17 protein-coding genes are annotated in these 17,116 nt (G+C 41.7%); 6 read left to right on the plus strand and 11 right to left on the minus strand.

From position 1 onward, the window contains the following. Positions 1-50: 50 nt before the first annotated feature. Positions 51-1,379 carry an alpha-L-fucosidase gene (locus tag BLQ87_RS18705; RefSeq protein WP_074609752.1) on the plus strand — a complete coding sequence of 443 codons (1,329 nt, stop codon included), beginning with the start codon at positions 51-53 and terminating at the stop codon, positions 1,377-1,379. 52 nt (positions 1,380-1,431) lie between these two features. On the opposite strand, the gene BLQ87_RS18710 is transcribed toward BLQ87_RS18705, so the two are convergent. Further along, positions 1,432-1,893: an SRPBCC family protein gene (locus tag BLQ87_RS18710; protein WP_074609755.1), complete on the minus strand. Its 462-nt coding sequence runs from the start codon at positions 1,891-1,893 to the stop codon at positions 1,432-1,434. A gap of 131 nt (positions 1,894-2,024) precedes the next feature. Here BLQ87_RS18710 and BLQ87_RS18715 point away from each other — a divergent pair, with 131 nt between their 5' ends. Further along, on the plus strand, positions 2,025-3,365 hold the full coding sequence (locus BLQ87_RS18715; protein WP_074609757.1) for a bactofilin family protein: 1,341 nt from the start codon (positions 2,025-2,027) through the stop codon (positions 3,363-3,365). A 22-nt stretch (positions 3,366-3,387) separates the two neighbouring features. Here BLQ87_RS18715 and BLQ87_RS18720 read toward each other — a convergent pair whose 3' ends face one another. From BLQ87_RS18720 to BLQ87_RS18735, 4 genes are read right to left on the minus strand one after another with little or no spacing between them, the layout of a single operon-like run. Next, positions 3,388-4,707, minus strand: coding sequence for a sensor histidine kinase (locus BLQ87_RS18720; RefSeq protein ID WP_074609759.1), 1,320 nt, complete (start codon positions 4,705-4,707; stop codon positions 3,388-3,390). Position 4,708: 1 nt separating this feature from the next. Then, positions 4,709-5,383 (minus strand): response regulator transcription factor, encoded by a 675-nt coding sequence (locus tag BLQ87_RS18725; protein WP_074609762.1) that lies wholly within the window; start codon positions 5,381-5,383, stop codon positions 4,709-4,711. A gap of 10 nt (positions 5,384-5,393) precedes the next feature. Then, complete coding sequence (locus BLQ87_RS18730) at positions 5,394-6,236, minus strand: hypothetical protein (RefSeq protein ID WP_074609764.1); 843 nt, start codon at positions 6,234-6,236, stop codon at positions 5,394-5,396. A 10-nt stretch (positions 6,237-6,246) separates the two neighbouring features. After that, the gene (locus tag BLQ87_RS18735) at positions 6,247-6,543 is read right to left on the minus strand and encodes a hypothetical protein (RefSeq protein WP_143010480.1); all 297 of its coding nucleotides are present in this window, start codon (positions 6,541-6,543) and stop codon (positions 6,247-6,249) included. A 174-nt stretch (positions 6,544-6,717) separates the two neighbouring features. On the opposite strand from BLQ87_RS18735, the gene BLQ87_RS18745 reads away from it, so the two are divergent. Next, complete coding sequence (locus tag BLQ87_RS18745) at positions 6,718-7,515, plus strand: DUF4382 domain-containing protein (protein WP_074610031.1); 798 nt, start codon at positions 6,718-6,720, stop codon at positions 7,513-7,515. Positions 7,516-7,720: 205 nt separating this feature from the next. Here the strand turns inward: BLQ87_RS18745 and BLQ87_RS18750 are convergent, their stop codons facing one another. Further along, positions 7,721-8,548: a M57 family metalloprotease gene (locus BLQ87_RS18750; protein ID WP_074609770.1), complete on the minus strand. Its 828-nt coding sequence runs from the start codon at positions 8,546-8,548 to the stop codon at positions 7,721-7,723. Positions 8,549-8,751: 203 nt separating this feature from the next. Further along, entirely contained in the window at positions 8,752-9,603 is an 852-nt protein-coding gene (locus tag BLQ87_RS18755) for a LysR family transcriptional regulator (protein WP_074609772.1), read from the minus strand. Positions 9,604-9,751: 148 nt separating this feature from the next. Between BLQ87_RS18755 and BLQ87_RS18760 the strand changes: the two genes are divergently transcribed. Further along, a complete protein-coding gene (locus tag BLQ87_RS18760; RefSeq protein ID WP_074609774.1) occupies positions 9,752-10,936 on the plus strand; it encodes a helix-turn-helix domain-containing protein in 1,185 nt (394 codons plus the stop codon). Positions 10,937-11,289: 353 nt separating this feature from the next. Here the strand turns inward: BLQ87_RS18760 and BLQ87_RS18765 are convergent, their stop codons facing one another. From BLQ87_RS18765 to BLQ87_RS18775, 3 genes are read right to left on the minus strand one after another with little or no spacing between them, the layout of a single operon-like run. After that, positions 11,290-12,924: a tyrosinase family protein gene (locus tag BLQ87_RS18765; protein WP_083361942.1), complete on the minus strand. Its 1,635-nt coding sequence runs from the start codon at positions 12,922-12,924 to the stop codon at positions 11,290-11,292. Positions 12,925-12,940: 16 nt separating this feature from the next. Beyond that, complete coding sequence (locus tag BLQ87_RS18770) at positions 12,941-13,408, minus strand: hypothetical protein (RefSeq protein WP_143010481.1); 468 nt, start codon at positions 13,406-13,408, stop codon at positions 12,941-12,943. 37 nt (positions 13,409-13,445) lie between these two features. Next, positions 13,446-13,868, minus strand: a complete 423-nt coding sequence (locus tag BLQ87_RS18775) for a hypothetical protein (RefSeq protein WP_074609780.1) — start codon at positions 13,866-13,868, stop codon at positions 13,446-13,448. 341 nt (positions 13,869-14,209) lie between these two features. Here BLQ87_RS18775 and BLQ87_RS18780 point away from each other — a divergent pair, with 341 nt between their 5' ends. Further along, a complete protein-coding gene (locus BLQ87_RS18780; RefSeq protein ID WP_074609781.1) occupies positions 14,210-14,650 on the plus strand; it encodes an SRPBCC family protein in 441 nt (146 codons plus the stop codon). A gap of 77 nt (positions 14,651-14,727) precedes the next feature. On the opposite strand, the gene BLQ87_RS18785 is transcribed toward BLQ87_RS18780, so the two are convergent. Further along, entirely contained in the window at positions 14,728-15,279 is a 552-nt protein-coding gene (locus BLQ87_RS18785) for a hypothetical protein (RefSeq protein ID WP_143010482.1), read from the minus strand. Between the two features lie 213 nt (positions 15,280-15,492). Here BLQ87_RS18785 and BLQ87_RS18790 point away from each other — a divergent pair, with 213 nt between their 5' ends. Further along, complete coding sequence (locus BLQ87_RS18790; RefSeq protein WP_074609785.1) at positions 15,493-17,106, plus strand: Na+/H+ antiporter; 1,614 nt, start codon at positions 15,493-15,495, stop codon at positions 17,104-17,106. The last annotated feature ends 10 nt before the right edge of the window (positions 17,107-17,116 follow it).

The raw sequence follows: 17,116 nt of genomic DNA on the forward strand, positions 1-17,116 counted from the left end.
ATTAGTAAATCATAATGCAACTATCTTTACTATAGCCAACTAAAACAAGTATGAAGAAAAACATCCTGATGATCAGTTTAATGATCTTAATGTCCTCTGCGGTCTTTGCCCAGAAGAACTACCTCGAAGAATCAAAAGAAGCTAAAACCAAGCGCATGCAATGGTGGGACGATGCCACCTTCGGTATGTTTATCCATTGGGGCATTTATTCTGTTCCTGCGGGGGAGTATAATGGTAAAGGTGGAGGAGCGGAGTGGATCATGGAAACTCATAAAATTCCAACTGCGGAATATGAGAAATATGCCGCTCAGTTTAACCCGCAGCAATTTGATGCGAAACAATGGGTAGAGATTGCGAAAAATGCAGGAGTAAAATATATTGTGATCACTTCAAAACACCATGATGGTTTTAGCATGTGGGACAGCAAGCTGACTAAATATGACATTATGGATGCCTCTCCTTTTAAAAGGGACATTTTAAAAGAACTTTCTGATGCCTGTAAGGCAGGCGGTATTAAGTTTGCCTTGTATCATTCTATTATGGACTGGCATCAGCCGGATGCGATGTCAAAAGGCTCTATCCATCAAAATACGGTCAACCCTGATTTCAACAAATACCGGGAAGAGTATTTAAAGCCCCAGCTGGCAGAGCTGATCAAAAAATACGATCCTGCAATCCTGTGGTTTGATGGAGAATGGATTCCGGAATGGACAGAAGCACAGGGTAAAGACCTTTACAATTACCTGCGCAACATCAAGCCTTCCCTGATCATCAACAACAGGGTAGGGAAAGGCCGCGACGGTATGCAGGGCGTTAAGAAATATAAAGACGCTGCAGGCGATTATGATACCCCGGAACAGGAAATTCTGGCCGGAGCAGGACAAGATTATTGGGAAAGCTGTATGACGATCAACAACAACTGGGGATACGTAAAAGCGGACCATAACTGGAAATCTTCACAGACCTTAATTGACAACCTGGTTGACATTACCGCTAAAGGAGGAAACTACCTGTTAAATGTAGGTCCCTCTCCGGAAGGATTAATCCCTGGTCCGAGTGTGGAAAGATTAAAGGAAATGGGCGATTGGCTCAAGGTAAATAAAGAAGCCATTTATGCAACCAAAGGTGGTAAAACCTATAAAGAAGGGGAGCACATCAGGTTTACCCAAAGTAACAACGGCAAATTCACTTATGCGATCTTTAATAAGGCGGATAACAATGAGTTGCTGCTTAAAACAGTTCAACCAAAGGAAGGATCAAAAATTTACATGCTTGGTGTAAAAGAGCCATTGGTATGGACTAAAAAAGGAGGTGATGTGCTGATTAAACTACCTGCAGAACTTCCCTGCAAATATGCATGGACCATCAAAATGATGTAAGCTTTTAAAAACAAAATATCCTGTTCCGGAGCGGAACAGGATATTTTTTAATTTATTTAACTCCTTTTGGAAATTTGTCGGCAATTAAGTTCAGGTTGATGCCATGTTCCAGATAGGCTTTGAGGCCGTCTACTACCGTCGTAAAACCTCCGCTTGCACCACTGATCTCCTCCAGCAATTCGTCGCCTGTGGTCCGAAAGCCATATTGCGTAATCTTTACATAGGTTGCTTCATCGCCCATCGGCTCGAACTCAAAGTCGACGATGGTGGAATACTGATCCCAGTCTACCGAGATCTTTCTGTCTGTGATGATTTCTCTAACGAACACCGTGCTGGAAACACCGTACATTTCCCATTCCCAGGTGATGCTTTTTCCGGTTTCAAGTTTCCCGCTTCCTTTGGTAAACCAAAAGTTTTTAGTGACCTCCGGATCAATAAATGCGTTAAAAACGATCGCTGCAGGTTTTCTGATGAGCATCTGCGCTTCTACATGAGGTGTTTTCCTGGTTTCCATAGGATTTGTTTTTAGATAAAATGATCAGCAAATTAAACAAATGACATGGACTTTCGTTTTCTTTATTTATAGAAAATATAGGATATCTTCCTTACATTTTTTCGATACTTTCGTGATTTAAAATAAGAGCAATGTGTTTTTTTAGCTTAGTTCCGATTGGAGAGGTCATCAGCAGGTATCCATTTCTAAAACAGTATGAAGGGTTTAATTTGTATGACGACTGGAATGAGGAGGATTATTTTTTATTGGCAACCGGCGATGTTCATATCAGCGGACACTTTTACCTGGATATATTTGAGGATAACATCAGGAAATGGCTAAGCAAAACAGGGTTAGCTAAACCGCTGAGTGCTGATACCAGAATAGAAGGGATGCTGATCAACGGAAATCTCATTTGCGGGGGTTGTGTGATCAACAAAGAAGGGGATTATGGTCCCTTCGTCTATGTAGGCGGAAATATAACCTGTCAAAGTATGTTACTGGGGGGTGCTTATGTGGTTGTCAATGGAGATGTAAGTGCAGCGGAAGTGGTCATGACGGATTATAATCATGGGCATTTCGCATGTGAAGGCACAATTTATGCTCCGGTATTTATTGCCAATGACCACAACACCTATATCAAACAACATGTAAACGAATTGTTCTATTATAACGATAGGCTGGGCGATCATCCGGAAGAAAACAATGGTTACGAAGATGATGAAAGCGGAGCAGATTTTTTCTCAAAAGAACTGGCCCGGCATTTGGACAACCCCCTCACCCAAACCTTCGAAGAATTGCTGATGGATCTGGAAAACGGAGAATTTGTATTAAAGGGGCAGACAGGAACACTTAAAGACGCCGCGTACTGGCAAGAAAAAATAGCACAAAACTACCGCAACCTAAAGCGTGTTCCTGCAATATATAAAACCGAAGATTTGTGCTTAGCCGTTTTACAAAAGACCTTTTATGCATTACCTTTTGTCCCTGAACAATACATTACAGCGGCGCTTTGTAAGGAATTGGTGGAAAAAGACGGTTTTGCTATACGGGAAATACCGGAAAGATTCATCTCTCAGGAGCTTTGTATGCTGGCTGCACAAAAAGGGACAATGCTGCAGTTTATTCCGGCTCAATTTATCAGGGAAGAATTAATTGTAGCTGTCTTTACCAACAGTCGCACACAACCGGACATTAACGATGTGCCTGCGGAGTTTATAACAGAAGATTTGCTGGTACAATATGTTCTGCTGGGGAAAGGTTTGTGGTTGGATAAAGCTTGTACAGCAATGGGCCTCAGCAAAATTGCAGTGATCAAAAAAGTGATCGATGCGGGCATTGAATATGTAGATACGATATTTGCAAATCACTGTAGCCGGGAAGCATTTGACTATGCTCAGTTGTTGTATAACAAATCAGCATATCAACCGGAATGGGATAAATACATCAATACCTACAGGAATAAGTTAGGAAGAATAGGCATTGCTGTGTAATGAGCGTTTCTGATGTAGCCGGCTAAAAATAATCAGGGAACACGATGTTAAATATCGTTCCCTTTTTTATTTCAGAGCGGACCTCAATATGAAGGTGATGGTAAACCGCAATGCTTTTTACAATGGCCAGGCCAAGACCGTATCCAACACTTTCTTCCAGGTTTGTTTTCCTGAAACGGTCAAAGATAAAGGGCAAATCTTCCTCCGGAATACCAATGCCGGTATCGCTGATGGTGATTTCGTAGCTGCCTCCTTTTTGATATCCGTCTTTTATCATGATTTCTCCTTGCTGACGGTTAAATTTTATCGCATTATGGATAAGGTTGAAGAACAATTGAAACAACAAATCCCTGTTGACTTGTTTAACGATGGAATTTTCGGAGATATGAAGAACGATTTTGATATTTTTCTCTTCCAGCCTATGGCTGATTTCTTCTATAATCTCATTAAACAATTCCAAGGGTTTAACCTCTTCCTTTCGGATGTATTGCTCATTTTCTATTCTGGAGATCAGCAATAAAGAACCGGAGATTTTCTTTAGCCGGTCTACTGTTTTCATCATTTCTATGATCGCCAGTGTGGATGGCTCATCCAGTACTTCTTCTGCAAGGAGGTTTTCCATCTTATTCTGAAGAATACTAATGGGCGTCATGAGTTCATGAGAGGCATTGGAGGTGAATTCTCTTTCTTTATGAAAGGCTTCATTGATCTGATTCATCAATGCGTTGAGCGACTCGTCCAGGTATTTAAAATCAGTGGTACTGGTTTGGATCAGCTGCGGCTGGTCTTCGAAAGGGAATTTCCGGCTGACCAATTTACTTTTAATAATTTTTGCCAGCGGGCGGATGATCAGACGGGTGAAGGTAAGGTCGATTAAAATGGTTAGCGCGATTAAAATGATCAAAACATATAATGCAAACCGCTGTAAAGGTTTGTTGTATTGATTGATGCTGGCGGTGGTCTTCCCGATTTCCAGCAGGTAGTTTTTTTGATGGTCTTTAAAGGTATGGCTGAGCACCCTGTAATTGAGCGTGTCCCTTTCCAAAAGACGCTGTGAGTCTTTTATGGTATTGATGTTAAGGGAATCGGCAACGGGAATGATGGCAATAAATTCTTCCTTTAACATGGTGTAACTGCCATAATTGTCGTCGCCCTGGAAATAATAATCCAGTCCGTTCTTTTTGACGATGCTCAGTACTTTTTTTCGCTGTTGATGCAGGGTGTAATTGGTGTATTCAGAAGCAATCTGGCGGACAAGGAAAGGGAGGAGGAGGACAAAAAGTAAAACAATAGCCAATTTAGACCCTGTGATAAAAAGGGTAAGTTTCGTTGATAATTTCATATTATTTTCTGATTCGGTAACCTACACCGCGTACCGTCTCCAGCCATTCGGTATCTGCCCATTGGTTGAGTTTTTTTCTGATATTTTTGATATGTGCATCAATATAATTCGAGTCATAATCATCATTAACAAAAGTTCCCCAAATGTGTTCACTCAGTTGTGCGCGGGTAAGCACCCTGTTTTTATGGAGCAGCAGGTAACTGAAAAGGTCGAATTCCTTACGTGAAAGTCCAATTTCGGCTTCCTCAAAAAGGACCAGCCTTTTTTGCAGGTCAATATTAAACTTCCCTATAGACAACAGTTCCTGACTGATACTGAACCTCCGGCGGGCGATGGCCTGCATTCTGGACTGCAATTCTAAAAGATAAAAAGGTTTTGCCAGGTAATCGTCGGCACCCAGATCCAGTCCTGAAACCCGGTCTTTGAGATTGGTCCTCGCGGTGATAATGATGTAAATCGAATCAGGATTGTCCTTCTTGGTCTGCTTAAGGAGCTCCAGCCCGTTTCCATCCGGTAAGCTGAGGTCAATCAGGATATAGTCGTAAGTATTTAACGCTATTTTTTTGACTGCATCCTGGAAAGAATACGCGATATCACAAAGATAAAAGGCCTTTATCAGAAAAGCCTCCATCTCATGGGCCAGGGTTTTTTCGTCCTCAATGATTAAAACTTTCATAAATTAAAACTTAAAACTGATAATAAAAAGCAAGGCCAAAGAAGGACTGCTGACGCTTTAATTCTGGTGCTGCACCGGGACCGAGGACAGACAACTGGTAATTGATTTCGGCGATGTAATTTGCACGGCTCAGGCTCAATGGCAGTTTGAAATTGTAAGACAGGAGGTTGAAGCTATTGCTGGCCACTGTTGTGGTTTCAGGAATCCCTGGTTTGCCGGGTGGTACAACTGGTTTTCCCTTTCCTTTCGCCTGATCACGTTTACCCTTTTCTATGGTATAAGTTTCATAAAAATGTTTGGTACCTGCGATCAGCTCAATTGCCGGTTCTATATAAATTGTATTCTTCTCATTAAATAAACTGCCGAGACTGATTTCTTTCGAATTGGATAAACTTAGAAAAACATCGCTCTGCTTGCCAAAGGCATAGTCTGCGCTGAAATCTGTTTTGAACCATGGCCATAAATAACTGGTCGACAGGTTGACGTTATTTTCATTGGAAGCTTGTAGTAATGGAGAGTTTTCAGGGAAAAATGAACGGCTATAAGCGATCCCTGCGGTCCATTTGTCGTTAAAATCGTAATCGTAACCCAGTCCCAGGTCTGTCTCCGATATTCCTGAGCCATAATTTAAGAGTTTATAAGCCCCTGCGGAAAGGTGGAGCCCCATCGGAAACCTGAGGGTCGCATTAGTGAGTATGTAGGGAAGCTTTTCATCGGTTACCTGTCCGTAATAACTTACATTGCTGTTGTAAAGGGCGGCGAGGGTAAGTGTTGTTTTTTTTGAACTGTCTTGCTGCGCCCGGACCTGAATTGAAAGCAAACAAATGAGCGCGGGAATAAGGAGGAATTTCATAGGTTGGATACTACGGTCTTTTAATTTTTGGACGGATCACTTTAATCGGTTTGCCTTTAATGTTTGGTTTAACAATTACCGGCCTTGACTGTTTTTTCGCCTTTGGAATTTCTCTGATATCAGGGATGTTTTGTTCCGGCCCGCCTTTATCCTCTGTTTTCTTTTTCTCTTTCTCCTGTTGCCGACGGCTGAGGCTATCGCGAATCGCTACCTTATCATGCATTGGCGTGATTGCCCACAGGGACGCAGGCAACAACAAAATGATGATGATGTTCAGTAAAGTTCGGAAAAGGGAGGTATTGCCCATATATAAATATAAAGATTCTGTGGTAAAAAGCCCTGGTCTGACAAAGATGATTAGCCAACATGAAAATAAGATGAAAATTTGCCCCCAATTAATCCTGGAATTTCATCTTACTTTCATGTTCGCTTTTCAATTTTGGAGAAAGAAAATGTGAATATCTATTTAAAACTAAAACTTATGAAAAAGAGAATCTTATATGCCGGACTAGTCGTATTGACGGTAGGGCTGACCGTCCTTAACGGATGCAAGAAAGACGGTAGCAACCATACTGATGGGACGACAAAAGTTCAAATCCGGATGACAGATGCGCCGGGGAACTTTGACAAGATCAATCTGAGTGTTAAAGAGATTGTACTTTTATCTGATGGTAAACCTTATGTCTTTGCCTCAACAGTAAGTACGTTTAATATTCTGGATTTCAGAATCGGAACGGGCAACCCTGATATTTTAGTCGCTTCAGGTGAAATGCCTGCCGGTGAAATCACCGAAATCAGATTGGTCCTGAACGACAACAATACGATTGTCGTAAATGGCATCACCCAGGATTTAAAGACGCCAAGCGGACAATCCTCAGGATGGAAAGTTAAGCTAAGCAAGAATCCTACCCTTGTGCCGGGAGTAGCTTATTCATTGTTACTGGATTTCGACGCTGCAAAATCTATTGTGAGTACTGGCAATGGAAAGTATTTGCTTAAACCGGTAGTCAGAGGAATTACTGCAGCTACTTCAGGGTTGATCTCTGGTACTGTAATGCCTTTAGCGAGTCATCCTGAAGTATTGGTGATCGCCGGAACAGATACCGTAGGTACAATTGCAGATGCTTTAACCGGTAAATTCAGTGTGGGTGGTCTTGCCGGTGGAAGTTACTCCGTGAAATTTGCTCCTGTTACAGGTTATAAAGATAGTACAGTGACGAATGTCCAGGTAGCTCTTGGTCAGAATACCAGTCTTGGAACTGTAGTGCTTAAACAATAGGGGAGGGAAGCGTACTGTCCTGACAACAGGCTGTACCATATAGATGAAAGGCCTCCTTAGGGAGGCTTTTCTATTTCCGGCCAAAAAAAGCCTCCTGATTTTAAAACCAGGAGGCGAATTTGGGTTGCACGCCAAATTATAAGTCGATCTGCTACTGCGCAATAATAAATAATGAATGAATAAGGATTAGTTAATAGTTTTTTTATTAGTAAAGGTAGTTCAGGGCAATTAGGTCGTTTGCATTAAACGTTCTGTTGCCTCCGTTAGAGCAAGCCAACATAAATGATTCTGCATCTGCTTTAGATGGAGTACCTGGAATTTGAACAGCACCAACACCGGCAGTACCTTCATTAGCCCTTTTTCCTCCACAGCTGTAAGCGCGGTTCATGTAATCTGTATGACGGAAACCAATACAATGGCCTACTTCATGCTGCAATACAGAAGTCAAATACAGCAGGTTTGGATTCGTACCATAAGCATTCACATTGGTGTTCATTTTAACCTGGTTGAAGGGTTGTCCTGAAGAAGTTGGGAAGCCGGCTGAGCCTAAAGTAATGTAGCCTCCGCTAGGTCCTTCATTAAAACCGAAAACGTCAATGTTTCCAACAGTTCCGGTAGTTGCTCTCTGGAAAGTCAGTTGCAATCCCAATGCATTGTACCTGGTAATCATCTGGTCAACAGCATCGCTGTAAACCTGTGGCAGGTTGGTCACCGAGATGGTAATTACCCTGGGAAGACCGGTTACTAAATTGGTAGTTCTGTACTGCTCTGTTTCAGCAATGCTTAAATTGGCACCTTTTGATGTGTTTGAGAGGTTATCATCAGTTAAAAGAATATCTCCTTCCACTAAATAGCCGCCTTCTACTTTCCTTGCGCCATCAATACTGAAGCCCAGGGAAGTAATTTTTGACAAAGTAGTTTTAGAGATTTCTTCATTGCTTGTCGTTTCTACCGCATCTTTTTTCGTACAGGCGAACATAGATACAGTAAGCGCGCCGATTAAGGCAAGCGCCAGCAGGTTTTTTCTTTTCATAAATTTAAGTTTTTCATAAATATTATGGTGCAGCTAGTAGATCTTTGATTAAATTAGAATTCTTTTTTTTGTAATCAAAATATTACAAATAGAATATTCTTATTTATAATGATTATTGAGGCGATAAGTTGTTTTAAGTAGCTTTTTTGCTTTTTAAGTATTGTATTTTACTGATTATAAAGAATAAAGTTTTGATGTTTTGTTTAGTACATTTCTATAAAAGCCTGTAGCAAAGGATCCTGGTTTCTGTTCTTTCTGTAAATAATCATGGTTGTGGTACTGCCCAGTTCTTTACCAATAGAAAAGGTTCTTAGCTTTCTGTTTGGATAATACTGTTCAATCAATTCCAGGGGTAATATGGTAATCGCCAAACCTGCTTCTACAAAGTTGACGATGCCTTCCAGAGAATTCACGATGGTGCTTTTATAATTGATGATGCCTTTATAGCTCAGCCAGGATTCCAGTCTTGCCCTGTAAACACAACCTTGTTCAAAGACGATGATCTTAACCTGTGCATCCTGTACGATGTCATTAAGTGTTTCATATTTACCGGAACTGACGATCACCAACTGCTCTTCTTTGATCAGTCGCTGTTCGAGATCAGTCGAGGTAATGGGAGCGGTGATAAAGGCGGCATCCAGTTTATAATTCATGACTTCATGGATCAGGTCGGGAGACATGGCCGATTTAAATTCCAGTTCGATATCAGGGTAGGTGGTATTAAAGCGCTGAATAAGCTCAGGAACCTTTAAGGCCATAGTGGTTTCAATACAACCTATTTTTAAATGGCCGATGAGCTGATTGCGCTGAGAAAGTTCTCTTTTCGCTGCCTCTATCAGCTGGCTGATCTGTTTGCAGTAGTGCATCAGTGTTTCGCCGGCAGCAGTGAGCTGTACCTTTTTTGTCCGGGTAAAGAGGGAAACGCCAAATTCTTCTTCCAGACTTTTAATTCTGGCCGTGACATTAGATTGAACGGTGAAAGTCGCTTCCGCAGCTTTGGTGAAGCTGCCATGTGCAGCTACCGCTTCAAATATTTTGAAATCATTGGTATTCATGTTTAATTACTGATTGTGATTTAGGTATTATATTGAAATCATTTTTTAAGATTAATATAGGAATTAATATTTGAATTATCATAAAAGTAGCTGTTGCGGAAGCGTGACTTTTTTGATAACATTGTAGTCCTCCTGATCTCTTGCTGTAATGAACCTACTGTGCATTATCTTACTCTCACTTTCTACCATTAATAGCCTGACCTTAATTTTTAAACCTGAGAATCCATATTTAAAAAATAAGATGCTCGGCATCTCTCTTTTTTGCTATAATATCTCTCTATTGGTTTATTTTCTATGGTTTGAGAATGGGTATATCGTTGACCATCCTCATTCGCTTCGCAGCATGAGCCCTTTGATGTATTTAAATGCGCCATTCTTTTTCTTCTATATCAGGAATTCACTGAAGAATATAAATGGGCTAAAAAAAGCCGATTACCTGCATTTTATTCCTGCATTCGTTCATTTTTTGGATTTAATCCCTTTTTATTTACTGTCCTTTGAGGAGAAACAGGAGATTGCTAAAGCGATATTTTTGAACAAAAATTTATTGTATTATGTCGGATCGGGATTGATTCCGATCTCCTTTCATTACCTCTTCCGACTTGCATTGCAATTGATTTATTTCTGTTACTGTGTTTACCTGCTGAAAAAGCTGCGGCCTCAGCTGATGACCCTGATGAATAAAGAAAAGCTGGGGAACTGGTTGTTTATTTCTCTGGTTTTAATGGGAGGGGTGGCGGTCAGCAACTTCTTTTATATGATTGCCTGTTATTTTGGCGAAAATCAGCATCAGCTCTCCGGGGCAAAGCTTATTTTTTCCAGTATGGGGACTTTGGGCATCCTCTGCCTTAACCTCTATATAAATTTCAATCCTGAACGGGTTTATGGGTACTTTAATAAAGACGCAGATCAAAAAAATGCTGAAAAGGAGTCCATCGTCAAAACAAGCGCTTTGGAAAATCCGGTAATTGCTGAAATCAAAGACACTGATCTTTTGTTGGAAAAAATCAGATATGCTTTGCATGAGGAGCAGGTTTTTCTAAATAAAGGAATTACGATTGTTGATTTTGGGAAAAGAATCGGCGTTTCTCCTAAGCTCTTGTCTACAGTTATTAACCGGAAATTTGAAACCAATTTTAACGAGCTGATCAATAATTACCGTGTTGACTATGCAAAAGACCTTCTGGAAAAAAATATTTTGGAACGTTATTCCATTGAAGGCTTAGCTAACATGGCAGGATTTAACTCAAGGATAACATTTTTCAATGTGTTTAAGAAGAAAGAGGGGCTGAGTCCAAGTGAATACCTAAAAAGGTCTATAACTGTTGATTAGTCAGGTTTTTAGCTACTTATTTTTGGAATATTTACAGTCTTTATCTTGTTTCATATTCGGTTTTTGAAACCATAACCGGTTGCAGCTTCATTTTATTTTACGGTATTTAGTGTCGTCAAAGGCAAAAGCGCCGGGGGGAGCTTTTTGCCTGGACAATGAAAACAATAGTTACAGAAGCTTATCATATGACGCGCTCAACGTCGCAGCCGGAGTTCCTTCGGCTGCTTTTTTTTGCGTTTATTTCTTGTCAATCTGGTGATGTTTCATTTAGCTTCAGGGGGAGGCTAAAGTTGAAGGCAGCAATGTTGCTGCCTTCAATGAATTTTGCGCCCGGCGGGCGGGCTAAACCTGGATTATATAATTTCCAGATGGAATCCGGTAACCGGTTTTTCCAGCGCATTTAACAGCTTGCTTTTATTGGTGCCGTTGATGAATCCATCTCTGCCGTGTATTTCAATTTCTACATGTTCGTAAGGGTTCTCATTCAAGGCAGAAAAAAGCTTAGTTTCTATTATAGGAAGTTTAAAGAATGCTTTTACTTCCAGGTGTGTCTGGCAATTGGCACAGAATTGTGAATTCCAGCGGCTCAGTATGGCTTCTGTTCCAAGATGAAGTTTTTCTCCGTTCACATTCATGAATGCGGATACGGTAAAAGAACCCCTGATGGGCGCTTTATTAATTTTGCTGACCTTGATAATTCTGCTGGGGAATTCGTCTTGTTTTTTCGCCAAAAAGAGACTTGCATGATCATCCATGGAACCCTGACTATAGGTGTAGCCTAATTGGGTTTCAATATTGATGCAATCTTTAGAGTTGTAATAGTCTGTTTCATTCTTTTTAAAAGGCTCCAGCGGACTGTCCAGTGTTAACCAGGTATTCGGTGCAAATCCCGGTGTAGGTCCTTGATTGTCAATAGTGTTTGTTCCAGGATATTCCGGAATGATCTCCAGTGCATCTGTAGCACCGTGTTTTTTCTGCCACAACCAGAACACCCGGTCAATATTGCAATGGTGAAAATAAAAGATCGGATCAAGCGCTGCAGTATCGTTTTCGCCCATATCCCCATTTGCTCCCGGAATGGGCGATTTATTATAACTGGGGATGTCACAGCCTCCAACAGCAAGATGGATGCTGTTATGTGGTGATTCCAGAGAAACAACGGCCTTAAAATTGGGATCATCGACCATTGGTTTGCCGGTTACAGGATCAATCGTCTGGCGCTCCCCATTCCATTGGGCAGCTGAGCTGGTATTCGAGAAGACGGTAAAATTGGGCGCGTCCAGGCAATCTTTGAACTTCTGAACCAGATTGGTCGGAATGGTCACTTTGTTGACTACAATATGGGAGTTGAGCCAGTCTTTTACGTTGTTATTGAGTATTTTAACGTTATCCTCATACTTAGGGAACAGCGCATTATGTGCATGTGTCGCTGCGATATCGTTTGGTCCCATCAGACCAGACAATGGATAACGTTTGGTTTCGTAATTTTTCGGTTTGGAATAATCCGCTGAGGGGTCCTGACTGATGTTGTCGGTAATGTTCCTTGGAAACACAAAAGAACGTAAAGGGTTAGCGATCGTTTCGTTGTCCAGAACGAAATTTTCATCGGTTAAGCAAGATGGAATCCCATAGAGAATGCTGCTTTCATCGGTTTCATCCCAGTAAGGCAGCACTACATCCGCACAACCTGCAATACTTTGTAAAGCCCGTTCCAGTCTGAGCAGGTAAACGCGGTGCCAGGTTGGAAACAGTATATTCCCGTGGTTACAGTAGCCACCCCAGTAACTGGCGTTGCCCCAGCCTCCACCGCGGAATGGCTCCCCATGGTATCCACCGATTTTAAAGAAGGAATTGTCGTCAGTATAGTCGAGTTCTTTGATGCCTTTCCAGGCCCTCATCAAGTTTTCCAGGGGTTCTTTAATCCCGTTTGTGTAGTCTATCTGAAGGTCAATCAAAGAACGTCTGGTTTTTAATTTTGGAGTTGTCATAGCGTTAATTTTTAAATTATACTCGTTTAAAATTAGTTAAGGGTATACGGATATTGGAAAAGTTGTTGAGCAGTGAACCTGAAATGATCAGGATCATGCCAGTTACAGAAAGCCACTGTGCCAAAGGGAAAAATACTTTGCCCGATAAAATGACCACAGCCCCTGCCAGACTGATCAGGAAAGGTAGGTATCCTTTTTGAGGGGTTTTTCTCCACAGCATCACCAGGTGAACGGCTAAGAAAGCCATTAAGACGGGAAATAACCAGGGCATATAAGGCAGCCTTGCAAGCCCGATGCTTCCGAACATGCTCATGTATATCGCCCAGCAGAAGGGACATTTTGGGAAAAAGGCGATCAGAATGCTCATCAATACAGAAGGGAGCACACGTCCTGTTTTTTTAACCCCGGAAAATGACCCGCCCATGCTTTCGTCCTGCGAATTGTGGTGACAATTGCAGGAACTCATTTCTTTAGAATTACTCATTAGAAATAGGTTTTAGAAGGGTTTGAAGAAAGGATCGTTAAGCCTGTGTTTGCAGTATGGCATAAAAGGAATACACCGCTCCGGCCGGACTTGTGATCCCATGATCGCCGGGATGCGGGATTACTCTGGTGACACTGCCTACTAGCGCAGGGAACTGGTCAATACCATTGGGAATCACCGGAACCTGATAGCATAGGTAGCTGTAAAGCCATGGATCGTCGCCTACTTTACCAAAACCCTGGAACCATAAGGTGGCCGGGTTTCCATATTGAATAGAACCTTTCAGTTCCAGGTTCCAGCCATTGCCGCCGATGTTTCCTGAAATACTATTGTCGTCAGCGATGTTGATTTGCAGGAGCGCCCTGCCTTCTTCAAGGAGGTCGAAATCTGTTGTGATGGCGGGATTGTTTTTTAAGCTTCTGTAAGTCCAGATGCTTGTTTTTGAGATAGCGTTAGTCATAATATTGGTTTTGAGATGATTAATAATTTACATAGGATGTTGTTTATTTAATGAAGATAAGCATTTATTTATAAGTAAATATTCTGAATGAAAAATGAATAGATTTCAAGATGTAATGAATAATTTTTGTTCATTATCTGTGGTTTTATTAATCAGATTTTCTCTTTTTAATGTTGTTGATGTCAAGGCTAAAGGTCTTTTAGTTGCAGATGTCTCAAATAGCCCCTGAAAATGTCGTGATCGGCCACCTTGTAAACCAGCCTGTTGTCGTAACTTTAGATACCGGGATATGAAACATGCTTAATGATCGTTTCATCACCTTTTAAAAAAAATATATTCTTATGAAAAAGCTGGAATTTAAAATTTTGATTGATGCCCCACGTGAAAAAGTATGGGATGTGATCATTGGAAAAGATACTTATCCTCAATGGACTGCTCCTTTTGCAGAAGGATCTAAAGCAGAAACAGATTGGAAGAAAGGAAGTAGAGCGGTGTTCTCAAGTGGGAATGGTGACGGTATGGTCTCTGAGATTGCAGAAAATATTCCTTATGAGTTTCTGTCCATCCGGCATTTGGGAATGATCACCAACGGAGTGGAGGATCTGGATAGTGAAGAGATCAAAAAGTGGTCTGGCTCGCTGGAGGATTACAGGCTCCGTGATGTAGGTGGTAAAACAGAATGGAAGGTAGAGATGGATACCGCCGGAGAGTGGGAAGACTATATGAATAAAACCTGGCCATTGGCACTTCAGAAAGCGAAAGAACTGGCCGAAAAGCCCTGATTTTTTAGACCCTTGAAATTGCATTTAGCAGCGTCATCAAATGACGCTGCTAAATGTAAATATGATTTGGGAACAGGCTACTCCCACTTTACGTTCAGGTTGTTGTCCTGAGCGAATGCTTTTCCTTTTTCTAACAACCGGATGTATTTCTTCTCAAATGCTTCATTGTACTTTTCATCAATTTCCTTGACGATCAGGTCTTTTTGCTCCTGAGTGCCTTTGGCATCACATAATTTGGCATAAGCCATATATTCGTTTTTATAGACAGGAAGAACGAGCTCAAAAAGTTCAAGAGCAGCGGTCTTAATCTCTTTTTTAACGCCGCTTTCTGATAAGGCGTTAATGTCTTTTATACACTTTTCTATATACAGAATCTGATTGCTGATGTTCTTCTGTGCTTCATCTCCGTTTTTCTTGCTGGCCGGTACTCCCGGAAATTCTTTGGTTTCATCATTGAGCCTTTTGGCAAAGGCAGGGCTGCCAAACTCCCGCAGTATATTGGTGTTGAGTACGGCAATACCGAAAAAACGATCTGCAGATTCTGTACAGGCCGTTAGAAACAGCAGCCCGCTAAGTAGGGTGATTAATAAACGATGTGTTGTTGCTTTTTTTAAAATGGAAGTCATCATGCTTTGGTAAATGGGTAAAATATTTGTTTTCTTAGGGGCACAAATTTAAAATTAATTTTTGATCAGCAGCCGGAATAAACCTTATCCGGCCACTGGTTCGGGTGGGTTTTGGTACAGGTTTTGCAACGCGCTGTCCGACAGCTAAAACGGATCGTTTTTTTTAACGATATTGGTTACAATTCAGCAGCATCACACAAACTTATTCTTTAAATAATGCTTCACGACAACCTTATTCTCATTCTTGTCCTGCTTTTAGGTGTTACCATTCTGGTGATGATCGGACATAAGCTGAAAGTTTCCTATCCGATATTTTTAGTGTTATCAGGACTGATCATTGGGTTTGTCCCTGGTATCCCTCATATTTTTGTAGATCCTGACATCATATTCCTGCTTTTTCTTCCTCCTTTATTATACGAAGCTGCCTGGACAACTTCCTGGAAAGACTTTTGGGAATATAAAGGCGCTATCTTCTTAATGGCGGTTGGCCTGGTGCTGATTACCTCTATCGCGGTGGCCTATGCATCTGTAGCATTTATCCCGGGCTTCACTTTAGCCCTTGGTTTTCTGTTGGGAGGAATTGTTTCTCCGCCCGATGCGATTGCCGCCTCGACGGTGTTAAAGGGGGTGAAAATCCCTAAAACCATCAACTCCTTATTGGAAGGAGAGAGCCTGATTAATGATGCTTCCAGTTTAATTGTATTTAAGTTTGCCCTTGCAGCGGTAATTACAGGGAATTTTGTGTTTCAGGATGCGGCTTTAAACTTCGTTGTGGTAGCAGGATTCGGAATTTTAATTGGTCTTGGAATTGGATGCATATTTTATGCGATCCACCGCTGGCTGCCAACCAACGAAAATATAGATACTGTTTTAACATTATTGACGCCTTACTTTATGTACATCGTAGCAGAGCATTTTAAGGTCTCTGGAGTAATGGCTGTGGTTTCAGGGGGACTTTTCCTCTGTAGTCAGTCGCACGTGATTTTAACGCCCAATTCCAGGGTTAAAGTTAACGCGGTCTGGTCTGCCACGACGTTTATGATGAATGGTGTTGTTTTTATCCTGATCGGATTGGCATTGCCGGATATTGTGGCTGGTCTGGGATCAGACTATCCATTGAAAACCGCGATAGGGTATGGTGTTGGCATCAGTTTGCTGACACTGGTAGTTAGGTTTGTCTGGTTATTTACAACGAGCAGGCTGACCCGCCTGGTCAACAAGAAAACGAGGGTTCGCTACCAGGGGATGACCTGGCATTCCTCCGTTGTGATTGTCTGGGCGGGGATGCGTGGCGTGGTTTCACTGGCCGCCGCATTGTCCGTTCCCCTGCTGCTCACCGATCAGACGGCCTTTCCGCTGAGGAACCTCATCCTGTTCATTACTTTTGTGGTGATCCTTGTGACTCTTGTTTTTCAGGGACTTTCTTTGCCTTTTATCATCCGTTTATTGAAAATACCGGAAAATACCTTCAAACTGTCGGAACAGGAGCAAAGTTCGCAGATCCGCCTCCGGCTGATTGACCGTTCTCTGGAAAGAATGCAGCAAAATTACCAGTCTCAGTGTATCCACAATGAGTTGGTGGTTAGTTTTAAGGCGGAGCTGGAAAGATCGCTGGTGGATAAGAAGAATGCCGTGCAGGCCATGCGGGAAGGCAAGGTTGACCTTCAGGAACTTAAAGTGTATAAAGAAATGATGGTAGATTTGATTCACATTCAACGTCATGAATTACACCTCCTGAAAAAGGATAAGAATTACGATGACGATATCCTCAGGGAAGAAGAGAAGCGACTGGATTTAGAAGAACTGAGCAGTAACGGAAAACTGTTTTGATCCTTGCAGA

Source organism: Pedobacter steynii, assembly GCF_900103665.1.
GTDB classification, from domain to species: Bacteria; Bacteroidota; Bacteroidia; order Sphingobacteriales; family Sphingobacteriaceae; genus Pedobacter; species Pedobacter steynii.

What these genes read in the sequence shown, in the direction of transcription:
- BLQ87_RS18705 (WP_074609752.1), top strand. Translation starts at nt 51, where the DNA reads ATGAAGAAAAACATCCTGATGATCAGTTTAATGATCTTAATGTCCTCT.
- BLQ87_RS18710 (WP_074609755.1), bottom strand. Translation starts at nt 1,893, where the DNA reads ATGGAAACCAGGAAAACACCTCATGTAGAAGCGCAGATGCTCATCAGA.
- BLQ87_RS18715 (WP_074609757.1), top strand. Translation starts at nt 2,025, where the DNA reads ATGTGTTTTTTTAGCTTAGTTCCGATTGGAGAGGTCATCAGCAGGTAT.
- BLQ87_RS18720 (WP_074609759.1), bottom strand. Translation starts at nt 4,707, where the DNA reads ATGAAATTATCAACGAAACTTACCCTTTTTATCACAGGGTCTAAATTG.
- BLQ87_RS18725 (WP_074609762.1), bottom strand. Translation starts at nt 5,383, where the DNA reads ATGAAAGTTTTAATCATTGAGGACGAAAAAACCCTGGCCCATGAGATG.
- BLQ87_RS18730 (WP_074609764.1), bottom strand. Translation starts at nt 6,236, where the DNA reads ATGAAATTCCTCCTTATTCCCGCGCTCATTTGTTTGCTTTCAATTCAG.
- BLQ87_RS18735 (WP_143010480.1), bottom strand. Translation starts at nt 6,543, where the DNA reads ATGGGCAATACCTCCCTTTTCCGAACTTTACTGAACATCATCATCATT.
- BLQ87_RS18745 (WP_074610031.1), top strand. Translation starts at nt 6,718, where the DNA reads ATGAAAAAGAGAATCTTATATGCCGGACTAGTCGTATTGACGGTAGGG.
- BLQ87_RS18750 (WP_074609770.1), bottom strand. Translation starts at nt 8,548, where the DNA reads ATGAAAAGAAAAAACCTGCTGGCGCTTGCCTTAATCGGCGCGCTTACT.
- BLQ87_RS18755 (WP_074609772.1), bottom strand. Translation starts at nt 9,603, where the DNA reads ATGAATACCAATGATTTCAAAATATTTGAAGCGGTAGCTGCACATGGC.
- BLQ87_RS18760 (WP_074609774.1), top strand. Translation starts at nt 9,752, where the DNA reads ATGAACCTACTGTGCATTATCTTACTCTCACTTTCTACCATTAATAGC.
- BLQ87_RS18765 (WP_083361942.1), bottom strand. Translation starts at nt 12,924, where the DNA reads ATGACAACTCCAAAATTAAAAACCAGACGTTCTTTGATTGACCTTCAG.
- BLQ87_RS18770 (WP_143010481.1), bottom strand. Translation starts at nt 13,408, where the DNA reads ATGAGTAATTCTAAAGAAATGAGTTCCTGCAATTGTCACCACAATTCG.
- BLQ87_RS18775 (WP_074609780.1), bottom strand. Translation starts at nt 13,868, where the DNA reads ATGACTAACGCTATCTCAAAAACAAGCATCTGGACTTACAGAAGCTTA.
- BLQ87_RS18780 (WP_074609781.1), top strand. Translation starts at nt 14,210, where the DNA reads ATGAAAAAGCTGGAATTTAAAATTTTGATTGATGCCCCACGTGAAAAA.
- BLQ87_RS18785 (WP_143010482.1), bottom strand. Translation starts at nt 15,279, where the DNA reads ATGATGACTTCCATTTTAAAAAAAGCAACAACACATCGTTTATTAATC.
- BLQ87_RS18790 (WP_074609785.1), top strand. Translation starts at nt 15,493, where the DNA reads ATGCTTCACGACAACCTTATTCTCATTCTTGTCCTGCTTTTAGGTGTT.